At 66.8% G+C, this 19,404-nt stretch carries 18 protein-coding genes and 1 pseudogene; 7 read left to right on the forward strand and 12 right to left on the reverse strand.

Annotated features, from left to right (window positions below):
• Nucleotides 1-86: 86 nt before the first annotated feature.
• The 4 genes and pseudogenes from ACOHX0_RS04825 to ACOHX0_RS04840 all read left to right on the forward strand — a co-directional run bounded on the left by ACOHX0_RS04825 (nt 87) and on the right by ACOHX0_RS04840 (nt 4,395).
• Nucleotides 87-911, forward strand: a pseudogene (locus tag ACOHX0_RS04825) (AMP-binding protein).
• Nucleotides 833-1,561 (forward strand): AMP-binding protein, encoded by a 729-nt coding sequence (locus ACOHX0_RS04830; protein WP_420675555.1) that lies wholly within the window; start codon nt 833-835, stop codon nt 1,559-1,561. Before ACOHX0_RS04825 ends, ACOHX0_RS04830 begins: the two are co-directional and overlap by 79 nt.
• 308 nt (nt 1,562-1,869) lie before the next feature.
• On the forward strand, nt 1,870-3,054 hold the full coding sequence (locus ACOHX0_RS04835; protein ID WP_420675556.1) for an amidase: 1,185 nt from the start codon (nt 1,870-1,872) through the stop codon (nt 3,052-3,054).
• A 21-nt stretch (nt 3,055-3,075) separates the two neighbouring features.
• Entirely contained in the window at nt 3,076-4,395 is a 1,320-nt protein-coding gene (locus ACOHX0_RS04840; RefSeq protein ID WP_420675557.1) for a short-chain fatty acid transporter, read from the forward strand.
• A 394-nt stretch (nt 4,396-4,789) separates the two neighbouring features.
• Here the strand turns inward: ACOHX0_RS04840 and nusB are convergent, their stop codons facing one another.
• The 4 genes from nusB to ACOHX0_RS04860 form a co-directional block, all read right to left on the reverse strand.
• Nucleotides 4,790-5,275 carry a transcription antitermination factor NusB gene (gene nusB, locus ACOHX0_RS04845; RefSeq protein ID WP_420675558.1) on the reverse strand — a complete coding sequence of 162 codons (486 nt, stop codon included), beginning with the start codon at nt 5,273-5,275 and terminating at the stop codon, nt 4,790-4,792.
• On the reverse strand, nt 5,272-5,823 hold the full coding sequence (locus tag ACOHX0_RS04850) for a 6,7-dimethyl-8-ribityllumazine synthase (RefSeq protein ID WP_420675559.1): 552 nt from the start codon (nt 5,821-5,823) through the stop codon (nt 5,272-5,274). The genes nusB and ACOHX0_RS04850 overlap by 4 nt, the downstream gene beginning before the upstream one ends.
• Nucleotide 5,824: 1 nt before the next feature.
• A complete protein-coding gene (gene ribB, locus ACOHX0_RS04855; protein ID WP_420675561.1) occupies nt 5,825-6,952 on the reverse strand; it encodes a 3,4-dihydroxy-2-butanone-4-phosphate synthase in 1,128 nt (375 codons plus the stop codon).
• 364 nt (nt 6,953-7,316) lie between these two features.
• The gene (locus ACOHX0_RS04860; RefSeq protein WP_420675562.1) at nt 7,317-7,904 is read right to left on the reverse strand and encodes a riboflavin synthase; all 588 of its coding nucleotides are present in this window, start codon (nt 7,902-7,904) and stop codon (nt 7,317-7,319) included.
• A gap of 182 nt (nt 7,905-8,086) precedes the next feature.
• Between ACOHX0_RS04860 and ACOHX0_RS04865 the strand changes: the two genes are divergently transcribed.
• The 3 genes from ACOHX0_RS04865 to ACOHX0_RS04875 all read left to right on the forward strand — a co-directional run bounded on the left by ACOHX0_RS04865 (nt 8,087) and on the right by ACOHX0_RS04875 (nt 12,626).
• Nucleotides 8,087-9,367, forward strand: coding sequence for a capsule biosynthesis protein (locus tag ACOHX0_RS04865; RefSeq protein WP_420675563.1), 1,281 nt, complete (start codon nt 8,087-8,089; stop codon nt 9,365-9,367).
• A gap of 95 nt (nt 9,368-9,462) precedes the next feature.
• Nucleotides 9,463-10,596, forward strand: a complete 1,134-nt coding sequence (locus tag ACOHX0_RS04870) for a polysaccharide biosynthesis/export family protein (RefSeq protein ID WP_420675564.1) — start codon at nt 9,463-9,465, stop codon at nt 10,594-10,596.
• Between the two features lie 5 nt (nt 10,597-10,601).
• Nucleotides 10,602-12,626, forward strand: a complete 2,025-nt coding sequence (locus ACOHX0_RS04875; protein ID WP_420675565.1) for a capsular polysaccharide biosynthesis protein — start codon at nt 10,602-10,604, stop codon at nt 12,624-12,626.
• Between the two features lie 162 nt (nt 12,627-12,788).
• On the opposite strand, the gene ribD is transcribed toward ACOHX0_RS04875, so the two are convergent.
• The 8 genes from ribD to rpoD all read right to left on the reverse strand — a co-directional run bounded on the left by ribD (nt 12,789) and on the right by rpoD (nt 19,368).
• Nucleotides 12,789-13,886 carry a bifunctional diaminohydroxyphosphoribosylaminopyrimidine deaminase/5-amino-6-(5-phosphoribosylamino)uracil reductase RibD gene (gene ribD, locus ACOHX0_RS04880; protein ID WP_420675566.1) on the reverse strand — a complete coding sequence of 366 codons (1,098 nt, stop codon included), beginning with the start codon at nt 13,884-13,886 and terminating at the stop codon, nt 12,789-12,791.
• The gene (gene nrdR / locus ACOHX0_RS04885) at nt 13,886-14,353 is read right to left on the reverse strand and encodes a transcriptional regulator NrdR (protein WP_420675567.1); all 468 of its coding nucleotides are present in this window, start codon (nt 14,351-14,353) and stop codon (nt 13,886-13,888) included. Before nrdR ends, ribD begins: the two co-directional genes overlap by 1 nt.
• A gap of 122 nt (nt 14,354-14,475) precedes the next feature.
• Nucleotides 14,476-14,892 carry a secondary thiamine-phosphate synthase enzyme YjbQ gene (locus ACOHX0_RS04890; protein WP_420675568.1) on the reverse strand — a complete coding sequence of 139 codons (417 nt, stop codon included), beginning with the start codon at nt 14,890-14,892 and terminating at the stop codon, nt 14,476-14,478.
• Nucleotides 14,893-14,940: 48 nt separating this feature from the next.
• On the reverse strand, nt 14,941-15,363 hold the full coding sequence (locus ACOHX0_RS04895; RefSeq protein ID WP_420675570.1) for a hypothetical protein: 423 nt from the start codon (nt 15,361-15,363) through the stop codon (nt 14,941-14,943).
• 445 nt (nt 15,364-15,808) lie between these two features.
• Complete coding sequence (locus tag ACOHX0_RS04900; RefSeq protein WP_420675571.1) at nt 15,809-16,099, reverse strand: hypothetical protein; 291 nt, start codon at nt 16,097-16,099, stop codon at nt 15,809-15,811.
• 88 nt (nt 16,100-16,187) lie between these two features.
• Nucleotides 16,188-16,661, reverse strand: a complete 474-nt coding sequence (locus tag ACOHX0_RS04905; protein ID WP_420675572.1) for a thiol-disulfide oxidoreductase DCC family protein — start codon at nt 16,659-16,661, stop codon at nt 16,188-16,190.
• Nucleotides 16,662-16,685: 24 nt separating this feature from the next.
• Entirely contained in the window at nt 16,686-17,030 is a 345-nt protein-coding gene (locus ACOHX0_RS04910; protein ID WP_420675573.1) for a hypothetical protein, read from the reverse strand.
• 352 nt (nt 17,031-17,382) lie between these two features.
• Nucleotides 17,383-19,368: an RNA polymerase sigma factor RpoD gene (gene rpoD / locus ACOHX0_RS04915; protein WP_420675574.1), complete on the reverse strand. Its 1,986-nt coding sequence runs from the start codon at nt 19,366-19,368 to the stop codon at nt 17,383-17,385.
• Between the last annotated feature and the right edge of the window lie 36 nt (nt 19,369-19,404).

A 19,404-nucleotide genomic window follows, 5' to 3' on the forward strand; every position in this document is an offset into this window, starting at 1 on the left:
TCCAATTGCGAAGCGAGACCTGACAAATGACATGCACCATCCCTGAAATGTTCGACGCCAGCTGCCGCAAGGATGGCGCCAAGGTTATGTTCGAACGGCCCGGCCAGCCGCCAATCACCTATTCCGAAGCCAACGATCTGGTTCTGCGGCTGGCCACCGTGTTGGAACACCTGGGCGTGCGCCCGGGCGACAGGGTGGCGGTGCAGGTGGACAAAAGTGCCGAGGCAGTGCTGCTGTATCTGGCCTGTTTGCGCACGGGCGGCCTGTTCCTGCCGCTCAACACCGCCTACACCGGCGCCGAGATCGACTATTTCCTGGATGATGCGGAGCCGCGCCTGATTGTCTGCGCGCCTGAAGCGATGCCGCAGCATGCCAACCGCGCTTCTGCCGCGCTGGCAGTGGAAAGCCTGGGGGCTGGCGGCGATGGCACGCTGATGCAGCGCGCCGCCCGGGCCGCGCCACAATCCGCGCCAGTCCAGCGCGGCGCCGATGATCCGGCAGCAATCCTTTAAACCTCCGGAACCACCGGACGCTCCAAGGGCGCGGTGCTGACCCATGGCAACCTCGCCTCCAACACCGCCGCGCTGAACCAGGCCTGGCGGTTCAGCGGCAGCGACAGGCTGATCCACGCGCTGCTGATCTTCCATACCCACGGGCTGTTCGTGGCCTGCAACATGGCGCTGGCCGCCGGGGCGACGATGATCTTCCTGACCCGTTTCGACGTCGACCAGATCATCGACGAGATGGCCGATGCCACCGTGCTGATGGGGGTGCCGACCTTTTATACATGGCTGCTGAAGTCGCCCCGGCTGGACCGCTGGCGACGGCGGGCATGCGGCTGTTCGTGTCCGGCTCGGCGCCGCTGCCGCAGGACGTGCATACCGGGTTCGCCGAGCGCACCGGCCATGTGATTCTGGAGCGCTACTCCATGACGGAAACCTGCATGATCGCGTCCAACCCGCATGACGGCGAGCGCCGCACCGGCGCGGTCGGTTTTGCGCTGCCCGCTGTGGAAATCCAGATCACTGACCGCGAAACCGGCGCCGCCGTGCCGCAGGGAGAGACCGGCGCCATCGAAGTGAGCGGGCCGAACGTGTTCCAGGGCTACTGGCGGATGCCGGAAAAAACCGCAGCGGAGTTCCGCGGCGACGGCTTCTTCATCACCGGCGATCTGGGCCGCATCGACGCGGACGGCTACCTGCATATCATCGGCCGCGACAAGGATCTGGTGATCAGCGGCGGCTATAACGTCTACCCCAAGGAAATCGAAACCGCGATCGACGCGCTGCCCGGGGTGGCCGAGTCCGCGGTGATCGGGGTACCGCACCCGGATTTCGGCGAGGCGGCAACGGCCGTCGTCGTGCCTGAGCCCGGCGCATCGCTGGACACCGCAACCCTGCTCAAAGCGCTGTCCGGCGATTTGGCCCGCTACAAGCAGCCGAAATCGGTCCTGCTGGCCGACGCGCTGCCGCGCAACGTCATGGGCAAGGTGCAGAAAGCCCAGCCGCGCCGCCAATACGCCCATCTCTACATACCGGCCAGCAGCGACACCGCGCACTAAGACGCTGGTCGAAAACGGAAATCAGACCAACATCACCCATGGGGAGGAACCCTGATGACTGCAAAACCTGAAACCACCGATGAATTCATCAGCATGACGGCAACCGAGGCGGTTGCAGTGCTGAGGCGCGGCGAGGCCACGCCGCTTGATTTTCGTGGAGACGGCAATCGCCCGGATCGAGGAAGTCGAGCCGGACGTCAACGCCCTGCCGATCCGTTTCTTCGAGGAGGCCCGCAAGGCGGCCAAGGCGTTCCCGTCGCAGCAGCACGCAGGCGCGGACCGGCCCGGCTGGCTGGCCGGGCTGCCCGGTGGCGGTCAAGGATTACAACGATGTCGCCGGGCAGGTGACGACCTACGGCTCGCCGATTTTTGCCGAAAACAGGATCCAAGAATCCGACTTTACCGTACAGACTCTGGAGCACAGCGGCGGCATTCCGATGGCCAAGTCCAACGTGCCCGAGATTGCTGGCGCCAATACTTTCAACCCGGTCTTCGGGGCAACCCGCAACCCCTGGGACCTGCGGATGACGGTGGGCGGCTCCTCCGGCGGCTCGGCGGCGGCGCTGGCAGCTGGCGAGGCCTGGCTGGCAACGGGCAACGACCTGGGCGGCAGCCTGCGCATTCCGGCCAGCTATTGCGGTATCGTGGGGATGCGCCCCAGCGTCGGCCGGGTGCCGCGCGGTTCCGGCCTGCTGCCGTTCGATCCGCTCTGGGTCGAGGGCCCGATGGCGCGCAATGTGGCGGATGCGGCGCTGATGCTGGATTCGCTGGCCCATGCGCATCCGAACGATCCGTTGTCCTTCCCGGCGCCTGCCACACCGTTTACCGAGGCCGTGCGCGCCCCCAAGGCGCCCAAACGCGTGGCCTTCACGCCGGATCTGAACCTGTCGCTGGTGGATCCCGAAGTGGCCGGCATCTGCCGCACCGGCACACAGGCTCTTGCCCAGGCCGGCGCTGCAGTGGAAGAGGCCTGCCCGGATTTCTCCGGCGGGCTGGAGGCTTTCCAGACCCTGCGTGCCGTGCTCCTGGCCAGTCTGCGCGGCGATCTGCTGGAAACCGACCGCGACCGGGTGGCCCCGGAAATCATCTGGAGCATCAAGAAGGGCCAGAACATCACTGCAGACGAGGTGCTGCGCGCTGAGCGTGTCCGCGCCGCCATCTTCCACAACGTCGCGGCCTTCTTCGAGACCTATGACGTGCTGGCCTGCCCCACCGTGGCGGTGCCGCCCTATCCGGTAGAGCAGCGCTTCCCGACGCATATCGGCGGCCAGGAGCTGACCAGCTACATCGACTGGATGTTCCTGACCTTTGTGATCACCCTGACCGGCTGTCCGGCGGTCTCGATCCCCTGCGGCACAACGCGCAGCGGGCTGCCGGTCGGGCTGCAGCTGATCGGCAAGCCGAAGGGCGATTTTGATCTGCTGTCTGCCGCCCAGGTTCTGGAAACCGCGCTGGGTCTTGCCGCCCGGATGCCGATCCGTCCGCAGAAGTGATCCAAAGGGAGGAGAACAACAATGATACAGGGAATTACCCGCGCGTCTGTCAGCATGGTCGAGCGCTACCTGCCGGATGCCTTTGTGCTGGTTCTGATGCTGACACTTGTCGTCTTCGGGTCCGGGATGCTGATCGAAGGCCGCGGGCCGGTTGCGATGGCGCAGTTCTGGGGCGAAGGGTTCTGGAACCTGCTGAGCTTTTCCATGCAGATGGTGCTGATCCTGGTGACCGGCTTTGTGGTCGCCAGCACGCCGGTCTTCAAACGGCTGCTGCAGGTGCTGGCCAGGGTCGCCCGCACCCCCCGGCAGGGCATCGTTCTGGTGACCCTCGTGACGCTGGTTGCAGCCTGGATCAACTGGGGTTTCGGGCTGGTGATCAGCGCGCTGTTTGCCCGCGAACTGGCCCGCTGCCTGCCGCGGCTGGACTACCGTCTGGCCATCGCCAGCGCTTACAGCGGCTTCATGGTCTGGCACGGCGGGCTGTCCGGCTCGGTGCCGCTGGTGATCGCCACCGACGGACATTTCACCGCCGACAAAATCGGCGTCGTGCCAACCAGCGAAACCATCTTCTCGCCGATGAACCTGGGCATCCTGCTGGCGCTGTTCATCGTTATCCCACTGGTCAACTGGCTGATCACCCCGCCGGAAGGCCAGGAAGTGACAATCGATCCGGCCAAGCTTGGCGAGGACAGCGGCGCTGACGGGGCCGGGCCGGACTCTCCCTTTTTCCGGCCGGAAAACAGCATGGCCCTTTCAATGGCGTCCGGTGTGCTGGGGCTGGTCTATGTCGGCTATTACATCTTCGGCACCGGCAGCGGGCTGAACCTCAACATTGTCAACTTCACCCTGCTGTTCCTCGGCATCCTGCTGCACGGCCGCCCGTCGCAGTTCCTGGCCTCGGTCAAGCAGGCGGTGGACGGCGCCAGCGGCATCATCGTGCAGTTCCCCTTCTATGCCGGGATCATGGGCATGATGGTGGGCTTCGGCCTGGCGGTCACGATGTCGAACTGGTTCGTCTCGGTCTCCACCGCGCAGACGCTGCCTCTGTTCACCTTCCTGTCGGCGGGCATCGTCAACATGTTCGTGCCCTCCGGCGGCGGTCAGTGGGCGGTGCAGGCTCCGATCATTCTGGAAGCCGGGGCCGCACTCGGCGTCGAGCCGGCCCGGACCGCAATGGCCGTGGCCTGGGGCGACACCTGGACGAACCTGATCCAGCCGTTCTGGGCGCTGCCGGCCCTGGCCATTGCCGGCCTCTCGGCCAAGGACATCATGGGCTATTGCCTGGTGGTGCTGATGGTGACGGGCGTTGTTCTCGCCTGCGGGCTGACCTTTCTGCCTTAGAAAATTGGCTCCATTACCATTGCGGGCGGCCACGCCGGCTGCCCGCTACCTGCAGCATTGCAGAAATTGAACTCCCGGCTGAGAATGGCCGCTTTCACAGTTCGGGGAGGTTGCCATCCCAGATGCGGCGAATTCACACATTCCGTCCTGCCAGTGAAGCGCCGCAGGCAAAGAGCGCAGTTCGCCGCCTTTGAAGCAGCTTGCAGCGAATTTTCATTTTGTCCCGCTGAGCCCGCATCCGGCTCAGAAGGCTCCCGAAGATTTCTTCGGGAGCTCCTGTTTGACCTGACGTAGCGCCCTCAAAAAAGCTCGGCCCGCAGATGCACCCCGGAATGCAAAGGGCTGGCCACCGGGCGCGCCTTTTGCGAAAAAAACGCCGGTTCGAGCAGAAGACTCAGAACGCCTCCGGCCGTGCCTCCCGCGCCATGTGGTCGAGCACGCCGTTCACGAACTTCGGCTCCTTGCCTTCGGGGAAAAAGGCACGGGCAATGTCGACGAACTCGGTGATCACCACCTTCGGCGGCGTGTCCGACTGCGTCAGCTCGGCCCCCGCGGCGCGGAACAGCGCCCGCAGCGTCGGGTCGATGCGCGCAATCGGCCATTTCGCCACCAGCGCCCGGTCGGTCATCTGGTCGATCGAGGCCTGGTAGTTCACCGCTTCGCGCACCAGCTTGCGGAACACGGCGGTGTCGCCCTCGGCCATCTCGTCGCCCTCGTAGGTGGCGCCGAAGCGGTGGTCTTCGAACTCGACGATGACCTGATCGAAGGTCTGGCCGCTCTGCTCCATCTGGAACAGCGCCTGCAGCGCGTAAAGCCGCGCTGCCGATCTCATCTGTTTCTTCTTGCCGCCGCCCTGGGCGCGGCCGTCTGAGGTGCTCATGCTTTGGTGGATCCGTTGTCTGTGCCGGCCAGCTGGATCGCCTCGGATGGCGCCTTGAAGCCGATGCCCTTGGTCTGGGCGCCCCACTTACGCGTGAGCGCGATCAGATGCAAGGCCGCAGCGGCCGCGCCGCCGCCCTTGTTCTGATCGGCGGTATCGGCCCGCACCTCGGCCTGCCTGCGGTTCTCCACGGTCAGGATGCCGTTGCCGATGCACAGCCCCTGCAGGCCCATCAGCTGGATTGCGCGGCTGCTGTCATTGCAAACGGTATCATAGTGCGTGGTCTCGCCCCGGATCACACAGCCAAGCGCCACGTAACCGTCAAAGTTGGACGCGCGGTCGGCGATGGCGATGGCGGTGGGCACTTCCAGCGCGCCAGGCACCTCGACAACCTCGAACGTGCCGCCCGCGGCCTCGATCTCGGCCGCCGCACCGGCAACCAGGTTGTCGGCGATATCCTTGTAGTAGGGTGCGACCACGATCAGCAGCTTCACCGGCTTGTCGAATTCAGCACGCGGCAGGGTGTAGTGGGTTTCATGTCCGGCCATATCAGGCGTCCTTCAGAATGGGGCGGCTGCCGGTGATCGACAGCCCATAGGCATCCAGCCCGACATATTTGGTCGAGGGCGAGTCGGTCAGCAGCACCAGCTTGTGCAGGCCCAGGCTCGACAGGATCTGAGCGCCGATGCCGGTCTGCTTGATGGTCACCGTGCGCGGGCCTTCGTCCTCGTTGGCGTACAAAGCGTTGCGCGGCTGGCGGAACAGGGTCACGACGCCGCGGCCTTCCTCGGCGATGATCTCCATCGCGCGGGGCAGCTGGCGGGCGGACTTGGGACCGAGGCCCAGAATATCGGTCGCCTCATGCAGCGCATGGGTGCGCACCAGCACCGGCTCCGGCGTGGAAATGTCGCCCTTGATCATCACCACATGCTCGATCCCGTGGGTCTGGTCGGTGAACAGCCGCATTTCCCACGCGCCGCCGAATTCGGAGGTGACGGTCTGGCGCGATGTCTCCACCACCAGGTTGTCGTTGCGGGCGCGGTAGGTGATCAGGTCGGAAATGGTGCCGATCTTCAGCCCGTGCGTCTTGGCGTAATCCACCAGATCGGGCAGACGCGCCATGCTGCCGTCCTCCTTCATGATCTCGCAGATCACCGAGGCCGGGTAATGGCCCGCGAGCCGGGCGACATCGCAGCCCGCCTCTGTGTGGCCCGCCCGCACCAAGACCCCGCCCCGGCGCGCGCGCAGGGGGAAGACATGGCCCGGCGTCGCGATGTCGGCGGCGGTTTTCTCCGGGTCGATGGCCGTGGCCACCGTGAGCGCCCGGTCGGCGGCGGAAATGCCGGTGGAGACTCCCTCGCGCGCTTCGATCGACACGGTGAAGGCGGTCTCGTGGCGCGAGGAGTTGTGCAGCGCCATCATCGGCAGCCCCAGCTCCTCGATCCGCTCGGCCGGCAGGGTGAGGCAGATCAGCCCGCGGCCATGGGTGGCCATGAAGTTGATCGCCGCCGCATCGGCATGTTGCGCCGGGATCACCAGATCGCCTTCGTTCTCGCGGTCCTCGTGGTCGACCAGAATGAACATCCGGCCCTGGCGGGCCTCTTCGATGATCTCCTCGATCGGGCTGATCGCGCCCTTGAGACGCGCCTCAACCGGCCCCGGTGTTTCAAAGCTCATGTGCCAGCCTTTCGATGCGCACGGGCAGCGCCCCGGGCGCCGCAGGTTCCTTGCATGCGAAATACCCCAGCGAGGCGGTAAATGCCAGACCCGCAAACGGCAGCTGGGCGCGCAGAGACGTCCTGTGCGCCTCTGCACAAAGCGGGACGGTGGCCTCAGGCGGCCCGCGCCGCGCCAGCGGCGCGCCCGGCCCAACGCCTGGCGCGGCATCTTTGATGGCGCGGCCAGGGGGCGGGAGCCGCACCCCGCCGGCAGCCAGCGTGGCATGTGGACCGCGTTGCAATAGGGGCGCTGCCCCTCGGCCTTGCGGCCTCACCCCGGGGTATTTCTGGTCAGAAAGTGGCCAGGGCGCCGCGGGAACGCTTCAGCCCGCTTCATTCAACCGCGCGACATAGCGGGCCAGAGTGTCGATCTCCAGGTTCACCAGGTCGCCCTGTTTCACCTCGCCCCAAGTGGTCACTTCCTGGGTGTGGGGGATCACGTTGATGCCGAAGTTCCGGCCGTCCACGTCATTCACTGTCAGCGAGGTGCCGTTCAGCGCCACCGAGCCCTTGGGCGCAATGAAGCGGGCCAGCGCCTCGGGCGCGCGCAGGGAGTAGCGGGTGCTGCCGCCCTCTTCGGTCACGGCGGTCACCTCGGCCGTGCCGTCGATGTGGCCCGAGACAATATGGCCGCCCAGCTCGTCGCCCACCTTCAGCGCGCGCTCCAGGTTCACCCGCTTGCCCGGCTGCCAGGCCGCGAGATTGGTCCTGGAGACGGTTTCGGCCGAGATCTGCACATCGTACCAGTCGTCGCCCAGCGCGATCACCGTGAGGCACACCCCGTCGGAGGCGATCGAGGCGCCGATGTCGATGGTCGCGGTGTCATAGGCGGTTGTGATGCGGGCGCGCAGGTCGCCCTGCTGCTCCAGCTCGGCAATGGTGCCGATATCGGTGATGATGCCGGTGAACATGAAAGGGACCTCCTTGCGGGCACGGATCGTTCTGGGGCAAACAGGTAGCGGCGCAGGACCCGCGCCACAAGCCCCGGCTTGCCCCTGCCCTCCCCCGTGCCCGCCGCGGCCTTAGTTTTGCCGCCTTGCGCGGGCAGGCTGAGCCGCAGCATTTCCGCAACTCCGGCCCCCTGGATGCCCCGATGACCGAAAGCCGCAGCTTCCTGTTCCTGCAAGGCCCGCACGGGCCCTTCTTTGCGGGCCTCGGCGCCATGCTGCAGGCGGCAGGCGCCCGGGTGCTGCGGGCGGGGTTCAACGCGGGCGATGCGGCCTTCTGGCGCGACCGCGGCACGTACCACGCCTATGAGGGCCGCCCCGAGGACTGGCCGCAGGCGCTGGAGGTGCTGCTCGAGGCGCATACAGTCACCGACATCGTGCTTTACGGCGACACCAGGCCCGTCCATGCCGCCGCGGTGCGCGCCGCCCGGGAGCGCGGGCTCACCGTGCATGTCTTTGAGGAAGGCTACCTGCGCCCCTATTGGGTCACCTACGAGCGCGGCGGCGCCAATGGCCACTCGCGGCTGATGCAGATGCCGGTCAGCGAGATGCAGGCCGCACTCGCACGCTCCGACATGGAGACGCCGCTGCCGCCGGCGCATTGGGGCGACATGCGCCAGCATGTGTTTTATGGCGCGCTCTACCACTGGTTCGTGATGTTCCGGAACCGGCGCTACCGCAACTTCCGCCCGCACCGGGCGCTGCCGGTCACCAGCGAATTCCAGCTCTACCTGCGCCGCCTGCTCTTGATGCCCGCCCAGGCGCTGGAGCGGCGGCTGGCCGAGCGGCGCATCCGCAACGGCGGTTTTCCCTATCACCTGGCGCTGTTGCAGCTGGAGCATGACAGCTCGTTCCAGGCGCATTCGCCTTTTGCCTCGATGCGGGAGTTCCTTGACGAGGTGATCACCGGCTTTGCCGAGGGCGCGCCACGCCACCACCACCTGGTGATCAAGGCGCATCCGCTGGAGGATGGCCGCGTGCCGCTGCGCCGCACCTTGCGTGCACTGGCCCGCCAGCATGGCATCGAAGGCCGGGTGCATTACGTGCGCGGCGGCAAACTCGCGCAGCTCCTGAACGAGGCGCGCGGCGCCGTCACCGTCAATTCCACCGCCGGCCAGCAGGTGCTGTGGCGCGGCATCCCGCTCAAGATCTTCGGCGCTGCGGTCTATGGCAAGCCGGAGTTCGTCTCGCCCCAGCCCACCCGCGACTTCTTCGCCGCCCCCCGCCGCCCGGACGCCCGTGCCTACCGCGATTACCGCCGGTTCCTGCTGGAGACCTCGCAGCTCGCGGGCGGATACTACTCCCGCCGCGGCCGCCGCCAGCTCCTGCGGCAAGTGGCCGACATGATGCTCGCTGCTGACGATCCCTATGACGCGCTCAGCCGCGGCACAGCGGCGCCCCGGCAACAGTTGCGCGCGGTGACCTGACCGCGCTGCCCGGCGGGACTGGATTTTTGCCTTCTGCCCGGTTACCTTGGCCGTAAAAACTGAGGCAAAACAATAACAGGTCAGGAGACCGAGCAGTGATATCCGTTTCCCTTCGCTGGGCGCGCCCCGCCGCCTTGCTGGCCGCAGTGGCCCTGGCGGCGTCTTGCGGGCTGCCCAAGGTGGGCCCGAGCAAGCGCCAGATCTTCGCAGGCTCGGTGCAGCGCGAGGGCGACGCCTTCATCGTCTCGGTCAACGACCGCGTCGCCCGCGCCACTGCGGTGGTGCCGGCGCTTGGCTTTGCCCCCGGGTTCACTTCCGCCGGGGTGCTGACCTCCGACGTGATCCGCCCCGGCGATGTCCTCGGCCTCACGGTTTGGGAAAACGTCGACGACGGGCTCCTGGCGGGCGAGGCCAGCAACTCCACCGTGCTGGAGGAGGTGCAGGTCGACAGCGCGGGCTTCATCTTCGTGCCTTACGCCGGCCGGTTGCGCGCCTCGGGCAACACGCCGGAGCAGCTGCGCCAGGCGATCACCCGCAAGCTCGAAGACCAGACCCCGGACCCGCAGGTGCAGGTGCGCCGCCTGGCCGGCGACGGCGCCACCGTCAGCCTCACGGGCGCCATCGGCGCCCAGGGCGTCTACCCGATCGAACGCCCCACCCGCACGCTCTCCACCATGCTGGCCCAGGCCGGCGGAGTCACCATCCAGCCCGAGATTGCCCAGGTCACCATCCTGCGCGGCAATCACAAGGGCAGGATCTGGTTCCAGGATCTCTACGACAACCCCGAACTGGACGTGGCCCTGCGCGGCGGCGACCGTATCCTGGTCGAAGAGGACACCCGCTCCTTCACCGCCCTTGGCGCCACCACCGCCCAGGCCCGGGTGCCGTTCGAAAGCCAGGATCTCTCGGCACTGGAAGCCATCGCCCAGGTCGGCGGCCTGATCTCGACCGCTTCCGACCCGACCGGCGTCTTCGTGCTCCGGAATGAGCCCGCCGAGATCGCCAACCAGGTGCTGGGCCGCGACGACCTGATCGGCGCGCAGCGCATGGTCTACGTGCTGAACCTCACCCAGCCGAACGGGCTGTTCATCGCCCGCGACTTCGTGATCCGCGACGACGACACGCTCTACGTCACCGAAGCGCCCTACACCCAGTGGACCAAGACCATCTCGCTGCTGCTGAGCCCGGTCGGCTCCCTGTCGAGTGTCTCCACCGCCTTCGAAGGCTGAGGGCGGTGACCCCGGGCCCAGGTCCGCATAACGCACACCGCACAGCCGGGACGGAAACGTCTCGGCTGTTTGTTTACAATGGCGGCTTCCTGACCCAGAAACGGCTGCGGCGCATCCTGGCGCTTGCCGGCTACCGGGTCAGCCTCGGCCTGCCGCAGCCCCGGGACATGGTGGGCATCTGGGGCGCCTCCCCCACCGCACACCGCGGCCGGGCGGTGGCGGCACGGCGCGGCTGCGGGCTGTTGCGGGTAGAAGACGCCTTCCTGCGATCGCTCCATCCGGGCCGCGCGGGCGAGCCGCCGCTGGGGCTGCTTCTGGATCGCGAGGGCGTGCATTTCGACGCGGAAACACCTTCGGAGCTGGAGCGCCTGCTGGCCGCCAGCCCGCTCGACGACAGCCACCTCCTGCAACGTGCCCGCGACGCCATCGCCCGCATGCGGGAGGCGCATCTCAGCAAGTACAGCGGCGTCGATCCCGCCGCCGCGCCGCCGGAACCGGGCTATGTGCTGGTGGCCGATCAGGCCCGCCACGATGCCTCGGTGATTGCCTCCGGAGCCGGCCGGGCGCGGTTTCTCGAAATGCTCGCCTACGCGCAGGAGGAACACCCCGGCGCGCGGGTGCTGATCAAGACCCACCCCGAAACCCTGCACGGCTACCGCCCCGGCCACTTCGCGCCCTCCGATGCGCAAGGCCGGGTGCAGCTGTTCACCGGCGAGGTCTCCCCCTGGGCGCTGCTGGAGGGCGCGGTCGGGGTCTATACGGTCTCCTCGCAAATGGGGTTCGAGGCGATCCTCGCAGGCCACAAGCCCCGCGTCTTCGGCCAGCCCTTCTATGCCGGCTGGGGGCTCACCACCGACGACGCCCCGCCCGCCCGGCGGCAGCGGCGCCTCACCCGCGCGCAGCTGTTCGCCGCGGCGATGATCCTCTACCCCGCCTGGTACGACCCGTTCCGCGATGATCTCTGCGAGCTGGAAACCGCGCTCGACACGCTGGAAGCCAGGGCCCGCGCCTGGCGCGAGGACCGCGCAGGCTGGGCCGCCTCCGGCATGCGGCTGTGGAAGCGCGGGCCGCTGCAGGCTTTCTACGGGCGCGAAAAGCGCGTGATGTTCACCGAAGACACCCAGAAGGCCCGGCGCAGCAGCCGCAAGCATATGGTCTGGGCCAGCAAGGCCACCGAGACCCACGCAGGCGCCGCGCGGGTCGAAGACGGCTTCCTGCGCTCCCGCGGGCTGGGGGCAGAGCTGGTGCCGCCGCTGTCGCTGGTCACCGACTGGCGCGGCATCTACTACGACCCGCGCCAGCCCTCGGACCTCGACCACCTGATCGCCCGCCGCAGCAGGCTGACCGAAGCGCAGGCGCGCCGCGCCGAGGCCCTCATCCAAAGCCTCACCAGCGGCGGCCTGTCGAAATACAACCTCGGCGGCCCCGCCCCCGCCCTGCCCGAAGGCCACCGCATCCTGGTCCCGGGCCAGGTCGCGGATGACGCCTCGATCCTTTGCGGCGCGGGCAAGGTGAACAGCAACCGCGCCCTCCTCGAAGCCGCGCGCGCCGCCAACCCGCAGGCCGTGATCATCTACAAGCCGCACCCGGATGTGGAGGCAGGCCTGCGCGGCGGAAAGATCGACGCCGACGGCCTCGCCGACGTGATTGCCGCCAATGCCGATCCCGCAGAACTGCTCGCTGAGGTGCAGGAGGTCTGGACAATGACCTCCCTCCTCGGTTTCGAGGCCCTCCTGCGCAGCATCCCCGTCACAACGCTGGGCCGGCCCTTCTACGCCGGCTGGGGCCTGACCCGCGACAAGGCAGAGCAGCCGGAATGGCGCCAGGCCCGCCCCGGCCTCCTCGGCCTCGCCCATGCCGCGCTGATCGACTACCCGCGCTACCGCGACCCCGTCACAGGCGCCCCCTGCCCGCCGGAAGTGGCCGCGATGCGCTTGCAGCACGGCCGGCTGCCGCACCCAGGCGCGGCCAACCGCCTGATTTCCAAGCTGCAAGGCCTCTTCGCCAGCTGGGCTCCTCACTGGCGCTGACGCCGCACCGTCCCCCGGCTCCTGATTCCGGCTGAAAACACCTTGATGTGAGGCCGCAGGCCAGCGGGCCGGGCCCCTCTTACGCTCAGCCACTTTCTGACTTCAAATACCCCGGGGTAAGGCCGCAAGGCCGAGGGGCAACGCCCCTTCCGCGCCCTCTGTCTAACGCAGCTCCCGCGTCCAGCGGTGCAGGATATCGCCCCCGGCACGGCGGGTCTCGATCAGCTCGAACCGCGGCGCCTCCGCCAGCTTGCCGATCCCCAGCGCCCCAATCGAAGGCAGCCCCTCGGCACCGATGCCGAGGCCGGCCGTAAACCCGATCAGCTCATCCACCAGATCAAACGCCAGAAGAGACGCCGCCAGCGCGCTGCCGCCCTCGCAAAACACCCGCGTGAGCCCGGCCTGGCCCAGCTGCTGCAACACGCCGGCGGGGTCGAGCTGCACACCGTGCGCCGCACACGGGATCAGCCGCGCCCCCAGCCCCTGCCAGGCGTCCACCCGCTCGGGCGCGGCGCCCTGGCCGTGGCACAGCCAGACCGGCACCTCGCGGGCGCTGCGCGCCAGCTGCCCCATCAGGGGCAGGTCCAGATGGCGCGAAATCACCACCCGCACCGGCTGCCGCTTCACGCCAAGATCGCGCACGGTGAGCGAAGGGTCGTCCGCCCGCGCGGTGCCGCCGCCCACCATTACCGCGTCATGGCGCGCCCGCATCGCATGCACAACGCGGCGCGCCTCCGGCCCGGTGATCCATTGGCTCTGCCCCGAGCCGGTGGCGATACGGCCGTCGAAACTGCTGGCCAGCTTCAGCGTCACCAGCGGGCGGCCCTGTTCGGTCTTGAGGAAAAACCCGGCATGATCGCGCGCCGCCTGAGCAGCCCAGACGCCGGAAACCACCTCGACGCCTGCATCGCGCAGCATCTGGAAGCCCTGGCCCGAGACCCGCGGATCGCTGTCCTCGACCGCAGCCACGACGCGGGCCACCCCGGCCTCGATCAGCGCCTGCGTACAGGGCGCGGTCTTGCCGTGATGCGCGCAAGGCTCCAGCGTCACATAAGCGGTGGCCCCGCGCGCGGCCTCACCCGCCTGCGCCAGCGCTTCGGTCTCCGCATGCGGGCGCCCGCCAGGTTTGGTCCAGCCGCGCCCCACGATGCGGCCTTCGCGCACGATGACGCAGCCCACAGCCGGGTTCGGCCAGCAGTTGCCCTGCCCGCGCCGGCCCAGCGACAGGGCCAGCGCCATGTAACGGTGATCGGGATCCATCACTCTTCCGGAGCAACATGCGGGCGGAGCTCGTGGACAAAGTCCTCGAAATCATCCGCCGCCTGGAAGTTCTTGTAAACGCTGGCAAACCGCACATAGGCAACGGTGTCGATCCGGGCCAGCGCCTCCATCACGATCTCGCCGATTTTCTTGGAGGCAATGTCAGTCTCGCCCATGCTCTCCAGCCGCCGCACGATCCCCGAGATCATCTGGTCGATGCGCTCCGGCTCGATCGGGCGTTTCTGCATCGAGATGCGGATCGAGCGCTCCAGCTTGTCGCGGTCGAAATCCTCGCGCTTGCCGGAGGACTTGATCACCACAAGGTCGCGCAGCTGCACCCGTTCATAGGTGGTGAAGCGGCCGCCGCAGGCCGGGCAGAACCGCCGCCGCCGGATCGAGACGTGATCCTCGGCAGGACGGGAATCCTTGACCTGAGTGTCGATATTTCCACAAAATGGGCAGCGCATCCGCCGGTATCCTCAATCCTGTCAGCCTTTAACTTGTGTCCGGGTTCCCCCGGTTATCCACAACTATAGGGCAGCCTCCAGAATTTGGGTAGTGGTGAAATAATGCCGCTAGATAAAGAGGTTCAACCAAGGTGGGCCACCACCTCGCGGCGGTGCGGCGCGTCGCGGTGTTCGAACAAGTAAACCCCCTGCCAGCGCCCCAGAACCGGCGCCCCGCCGCTCACCGGGATCGTGAGGCTCACCGGCATCATCGCGGCCTTGATGTGGGCAGGCATGTCGTCCGGCCCCTCGCAGGTATGGCGCAGATAGCACATCGCCGGGTGGTCCGAAGGCGGCACCAGGCGGGCGAAGAAGGCCTGCAAATCGGTCTGCACCTCGGGGTCGGCGTTTTCCTGGATCAGAAGCGAACAGGAGGTATGGCGCACGAACAGGGTGAGCAGCCCGTCGGCGCGTCCCTGCCCCGCCACCCAGGCACGCAAGTCGGCGGTGAATTCGTAAAGCCCCTGGCCCCGGGTCGCGATGGTGAAGCGCTGCTGCATGGCTTTCGTTCTGGACCAAAGCCGCACCCCGGGCAAGCACCCGGCGGATCAGTCGAGGAAGATATTGTTCCGAAGCCGGCGGTTGAAGCACTGATTATAGGCCGAGCCCGTGCGTTTGCTGTTGCCCACCGCCTTGATGTTCAGCGAGCGCCGCGGCGACAGGTCCGCGCCCGGCGGCGGCGAGAAGGAAAACTGCACCGCGTTGCGGCGGGGCCGGCTCAGCGACGGGCCGATGCCGCGCCAGATATAGATGCGCTGGCTGAGCGGCGCGCCCAGCTCGCGGAAGGCATAATCACCGGTGGCACACCAGTAATCCTGCGGTATGGCACCGACCTCGCTCACGACCTCCCAGACGCCGCCGCCTATGGGGAAGACCTCATGCCGGTTCCAGGACCACCACGCCGGGGCCGCATCCGGGGCCAGCACACAGGCGCTCGTCAGGGCGGCAGCAAACAGCGTGTGCAGTTTCATGGCGGTCTCCCTTCTCATCGCGCCGGCCCGGTTCGGGGCGGGCCGGCGCGGTCCAGACCGGCAACGCCAAGCTGCGGACCAGGCCGCGGCCAAGTGCCGGTTTCAGGGGAGAGACTAAGCCGCAGGCCGACACGGGCAAATCACAGCGCCGTGCGGCGGGCTGGCGGGCCGCAGCCTGCACATGAATGGATGTGGCCGCATATCGTGCTGGTTCGCATTGGTGCGTGAAAAATCGGCGCGAAGCCGATGGCCCTCCAGCACGGGACAAGGCCGAAGGCCGCCGCGCATCGCCGACGCGCGGCCTGCCACTCCGGGGCTGCAGCAAGTTGCTCCATGAGCCCCAGACCGGTTTGCGCAAACTTCAACATGAAAACCCCTGCAGCGGCCTGTCAGGACTGCCGCAGGGGTGCCATGGCGTGCGCAGAGCGGCCCCGCGAAATGCCGCTTAAGCGCGGGCGGGAAAAGGGATGACCTCGGCGCCCGGACGTGCCCCCAGCACGCCTTCGAGCACCTCCATCACCGCGGCGTCGGGCGCGCGGCCCCCTGCCCCGTATTCCGCCCGCGCCTGCGCGCGCAGCATCTCGCGGGTTTCTTCCGCATCCATCTTCTTCAGCGCGTCCCCCTGCGCCAGCAGCACGCCCGCCAAAAAGCCATTGGCCAGCACCAGCCCGTTCAGTTCCTGCAATTTTGCGTCCAGCGCCCCCAGCGCCGAATCCGCATCACGGTAAGCAGACATTCCATCCCCCCGGATCATTGCCCCTTTGATGTGAATTTTACGATAATGCCCGCAGAAACCGCAGGCAATGCAGGACGTTGCCAAATGGTTAACGCCCGAGATTCCCCGGTGCCGGTGCCCCCGCCCCATCAGGCCCGGCCAGCCCCTCCGGCGCAAAGCGGCGGACGAGATCCGGCGGCGGCAGCAGGCAGGCCTCGCGCCGCCCGAACAGCCGGAAGCGGTTGCGGGCGATCAGGGTGTAAAGCGCGCCCTTCACCCCCCGCGGCAGGAACCGGCACAGCGCCAGGAACCGCCACGGACCGCCCAGCTCCCGCAGCACCGCCGCCACCGCATCCAGCCGCTGAAATACCCGGCCCTGCGCGGCCACCAGCATGGTGTCGAACGACTCCGTCGCCAGTCCCTCCGCCCGGTAGAGCCGCTGCCCGGCGGGCGACTGCGCCAGCGCGAAGGAGAATCGCTCCGCCCGGTCATGGCGCAGCACGAAGCGGAAGAAGCCGCAGCAAAGCACGCAGTCGCCGTCAAAGACGATGAGGCCGCCCGCGTCATTTTTTGGCTTCCACATCGGCCTAGCTCTCCAACCGAACCCTCAATCTTCGAGTTTGACCGAGCGCCAATCGAATGCGAGCACGCGAGCTTGCGCAGCTCTCAATCCAGGCCAGCCGCCGTACTTTTCCAGTGCCTTAGGAGAAGGACTGATTTCGCCGGTTCTTAGACTTTGCTGATCAACCACAACAGTTGTTACGTCAGGAAGGTTTGCCTGCTCGCAAATTGCGCGAACCAAGTCGAGTGGGTTCCCAAGCAACCGATGCTCGCCCTTGCGTCCAATACTCTCAGCCAGCTCGCCGTATGTCACGAGAACCTTGTCACTAGACTGCCGTAGCTTGACGTATTCCGAAATTATCCGCTTTGCCCAATACTCGTTCGTCGCCATGAACTTCCCTCTAGTAGAATGAACTCCTTGCGCCAACCTACCGCAATTTGGGAAGCGTCAGGAAACCCTGCTGTAGCCGGTAAATCCTTCCCTGCGCGGAACAAAGCAGCAGGCCGCCGCGCATCGCCGGCGCGCCTCCACACCGTGGCGATTTGGCTGAGGCTGGGCGGTCCCCCGAGAGGACAGACGGATTTGGCGGGCATGAACTGCCAGCCGCTCAGGTCAAGATCGCCCGCGCGCGTCTTCGGCGCACGGCTTCGCTCTGTTGTTGGAACACCCGCCTCGATTTCCGACCTAAGAAAAGAAATGGCCGCGCACAGGGCGCGGCCATGGCTATCCGGATCAAGCCGGATCACTGGTCCAGGAACGATCGCAGCTTGCGCGAGCGGCTCGGATGCTTGAGCTTCCGCAGGGCCTTCGCCTCGATCTGGCGGATGCGCTCGCGGGTCACGCTGAACTGCTGGCCAACCTCTTCCAGCGTGTGGTCGGTGTTCATGCCGATGCCAAAACGCATCCGCAGCACCCGTTCCTCGCGCGGGGTGAGCGATGCCAGCACCCGGGTCGTGGTTTCCTTGAGGTTTTCCTGGATGGCGCTGTCCAAGGGCAGCACCGCGTTCTTGTCCTCGATGAAATCGCCGAGCTGTGAATCTTCCTCGTCCCCGATCGGGGTTTCGAGCGAGATCGGCTCTTTGGCGATCTTCATCACCTTGCGGACCTTCTCCAGCGGCATCTGCAGCTTTTCGGCCAGCTCCTCGGGCGTCGGCTCGCGGCCGATCTCGTGCAGCATCTGGCGGCCGGTGCGGACCAGCTTGTTGATGGTCTCGATCATGTGCACCGGGATCCGGATGGTGCGCGCCTGATCCGCGATCGAGCGGGTGATCGCCTGGCGGATCCACCAGGTCGCATAGGTCGAGAACTTGTAGCCGCGGCGGTATTCGAACTTGTCCACAGCCTTCATCAGGCCGATGTTGCCTTCCTGAATGAGGTCAAGAAACTGCAGCCCGCGGTTGGTGTATTTCTTGGCGATCGAGATCACCAGCCGGAGGTTGGCCTCGACCATTTCCTTCTTGGCCTGGCGGGCCTCTTTTTCGCCCTTCTGCACCTGCTGCACGATGCGGCGGAATTCCGAGATATCCAGACCGACATACTGGCCGACCTGGGCCATGTCGCCGCGCAGCTCTTCCACCTTTTCGGTGGAGCGTTCGATAAACATCTGCCAGCCGCGGCCCGGCTTTTCGCCCATCTCGCTGAGCCAGTTCGGGTCCAGCTCGCGGCCGCGGTAGGCCTCGACAAATTCCTTGCGGTTGATGCGGGCCTGGTCGGCCAGCTTCACCACGGCGCTGTCGATCTGCATGATCCGGCGGTTGATGCCGTAAAGCTGGTCAATCAGCGCCTCAATCCGGTTGTTGTGCAGGTGCAGACCGTTCACCAGCTCCACAATCTCGGACCGCAGCGACTGGTAGCGCACCTCGTCATCGGCGCTGAAGGAGCCATCCTCGTTCAGCGTCGCCGAGATCCGGCTGTCCTGCATCTCGCTCAGTTCGGCAAAATCAGTGGAGATCCGCTCCAGCGTGGTCAGCACCCGGTCCTTGAGCGCGGCCTCCATCGCGGCGAGCGACATGTTGGCCTGCTCGTCCTCGTCCTCGTCCTCCTCGCGGGAGATCGGGTTGCCGTCCGCGTCGAGCTCGGGGCCTTCCTCCTTGGCGGGCTTGGCCGCCTGCACCGCGGAAGTGTCGACCACCGGCTCCTCGACGCCGCCCTCTTCATCGAGCTGGTTGCCGAAGGTGGCTTCCAGGTCGATGACATCGCGCAGCAGGATGTCCTCGGACAACAGTTCGTCGTGCCAGATGGTGATCGCCTGGAAAGTCAGCGGGCTTTCGCAAAGCCCGGCGATCATCGTGTTGCGGCCGGCCTCGATGCGCTTGGCGATGGCGATCTCGCCCTCGCGGCTCAGCAATTCGACCGAGCCCATCTCGCGCAGGTACATGCGCACCGGGTCATCGGTGCGGTCCAGCTTCTCGGCCGCGGCACCGGCCAGGGCAACCTCGCGCGGGCCCTCGGTGGTGACCAGATCGGTCGAGCCCTTGTTGTCTTCTTCCTCGGCTTCCTCGTCCTCGATGATGTTGATGCCCATTTCGCTGAGCATCGACATCACGTCCTCGATCTGTTCCGAGCTGACCTGATCCGGCGGCAGCACCTGGTTGAGCTGATCATAGGTGATGTAGCCCTTCTCGCGGGCTTCCGCGATCATCTTCTTGACCTGAGTCTGGCTCATGTCGAGGGAGATTTCGGGCTCCTGATCGTCAGGCTTGCGGTCGTCGGTGTCTTTGGCGGCCATTCATTGCTCCTCATCAGGGGCTGCGGGGCGATTCGG

Source organism: Cribrihabitans pelagius, from assembly GCF_048820915.1.
GTDB lineage: Bacteria > Pseudomonadota > Alphaproteobacteria > Rhodobacterales > Rhodobacteraceae > Cribrihabitans_A > Cribrihabitans_A pelagius.

Bases quoted from the DNA above. Each gene is read 5' to 3' on its own strand.
- nusB (WP_420675558.1), bottom strand. From the start codon at position 5,275: ATGAGCACCTCAGACGGCCGCGCCCAGGGCGGCGGCAAGAAGAAACAG.
- ACOHX0_RS04890 (WP_420675568.1), bottom strand. From the start codon at position 14,892: ATGCAGCAGCGCTTCACCATCGCGACCCGGGGCCAGGGGCTTTACGAA.
- nrdR (WP_420675567.1), bottom strand. From the start codon at position 14,353: ATGCGCTGCCCATTTTGTGGAAATATCGACACTCAGGTCAAGGATTCC.
- rpoD (WP_420675574.1), bottom strand. From the start codon at position 19,368: ATGGCCGCCAAAGACACCGACGACCGCAAGCCTGACGATCAGGAGCCC.
- ACOHX0_RS04865 (WP_420675563.1), top strand. From the start codon at position 8,087: ATGACCGAAAGCCGCAGCTTCCTGTTCCTGCAAGGCCCGCACGGGCCC.
- ribB (WP_420675561.1), bottom strand. From the start codon at position 6,952: ATGAGCTTTGAAACACCGGGGCCGGTTGAGGCGCGTCTCAAGGGCGCG.
- ACOHX0_RS04850 (WP_420675559.1), bottom strand. From the start codon at position 5,823: ATGGCCGGACATGAAACCCACTACACCCTGCCGCGTGCTGAATTCGAC.
- ACOHX0_RS04830 (WP_420675555.1), top strand. From the start codon at position 833: ATGCGGCTGTTCGTGTCCGGCTCGGCGCCGCTGCCGCAGGACGTGCAT.
- ACOHX0_RS04860 (WP_420675562.1), bottom strand. From the start codon at position 7,904: ATGTTCACCGGCATCATCACCGATATCGGCACCATTGCCGAGCTGGAG.
- ribD (WP_420675566.1), bottom strand. From the start codon at position 13,886: ATGGATCCCGATCACCGTTACATGGCGCTGGCCCTGTCGCTGGGCCGG.
- ACOHX0_RS04840 (WP_420675557.1), top strand. From the start codon at position 3,076: ATGATACAGGGAATTACCCGCGCGTCTGTCAGCATGGTCGAGCGCTAC.
- ACOHX0_RS04905 (WP_420675572.1), bottom strand. From the start codon at position 16,661: ATGTGGAAGCCAAAAAATGACGCGGGCGGCCTCATCGTCTTTGACGGC.
- ACOHX0_RS04900 (WP_420675571.1), bottom strand. From the start codon at position 16,099: ATGTCTGCTTACCGTGATGCGGATTCGGCGCTGGGGGCGCTGGACGCA.
- ACOHX0_RS04910 (WP_420675573.1), bottom strand. From the start codon at position 17,030: ATGGCGACGAACGAGTATTGGGCAAAGCGGATAATTTCGGAATACGTC.
- ACOHX0_RS04895 (WP_420675570.1), bottom strand. From the start codon at position 15,363: ATGAAACTGCACACGCTGTTTGCTGCCGCCCTGACGAGCGCCTGTGTG.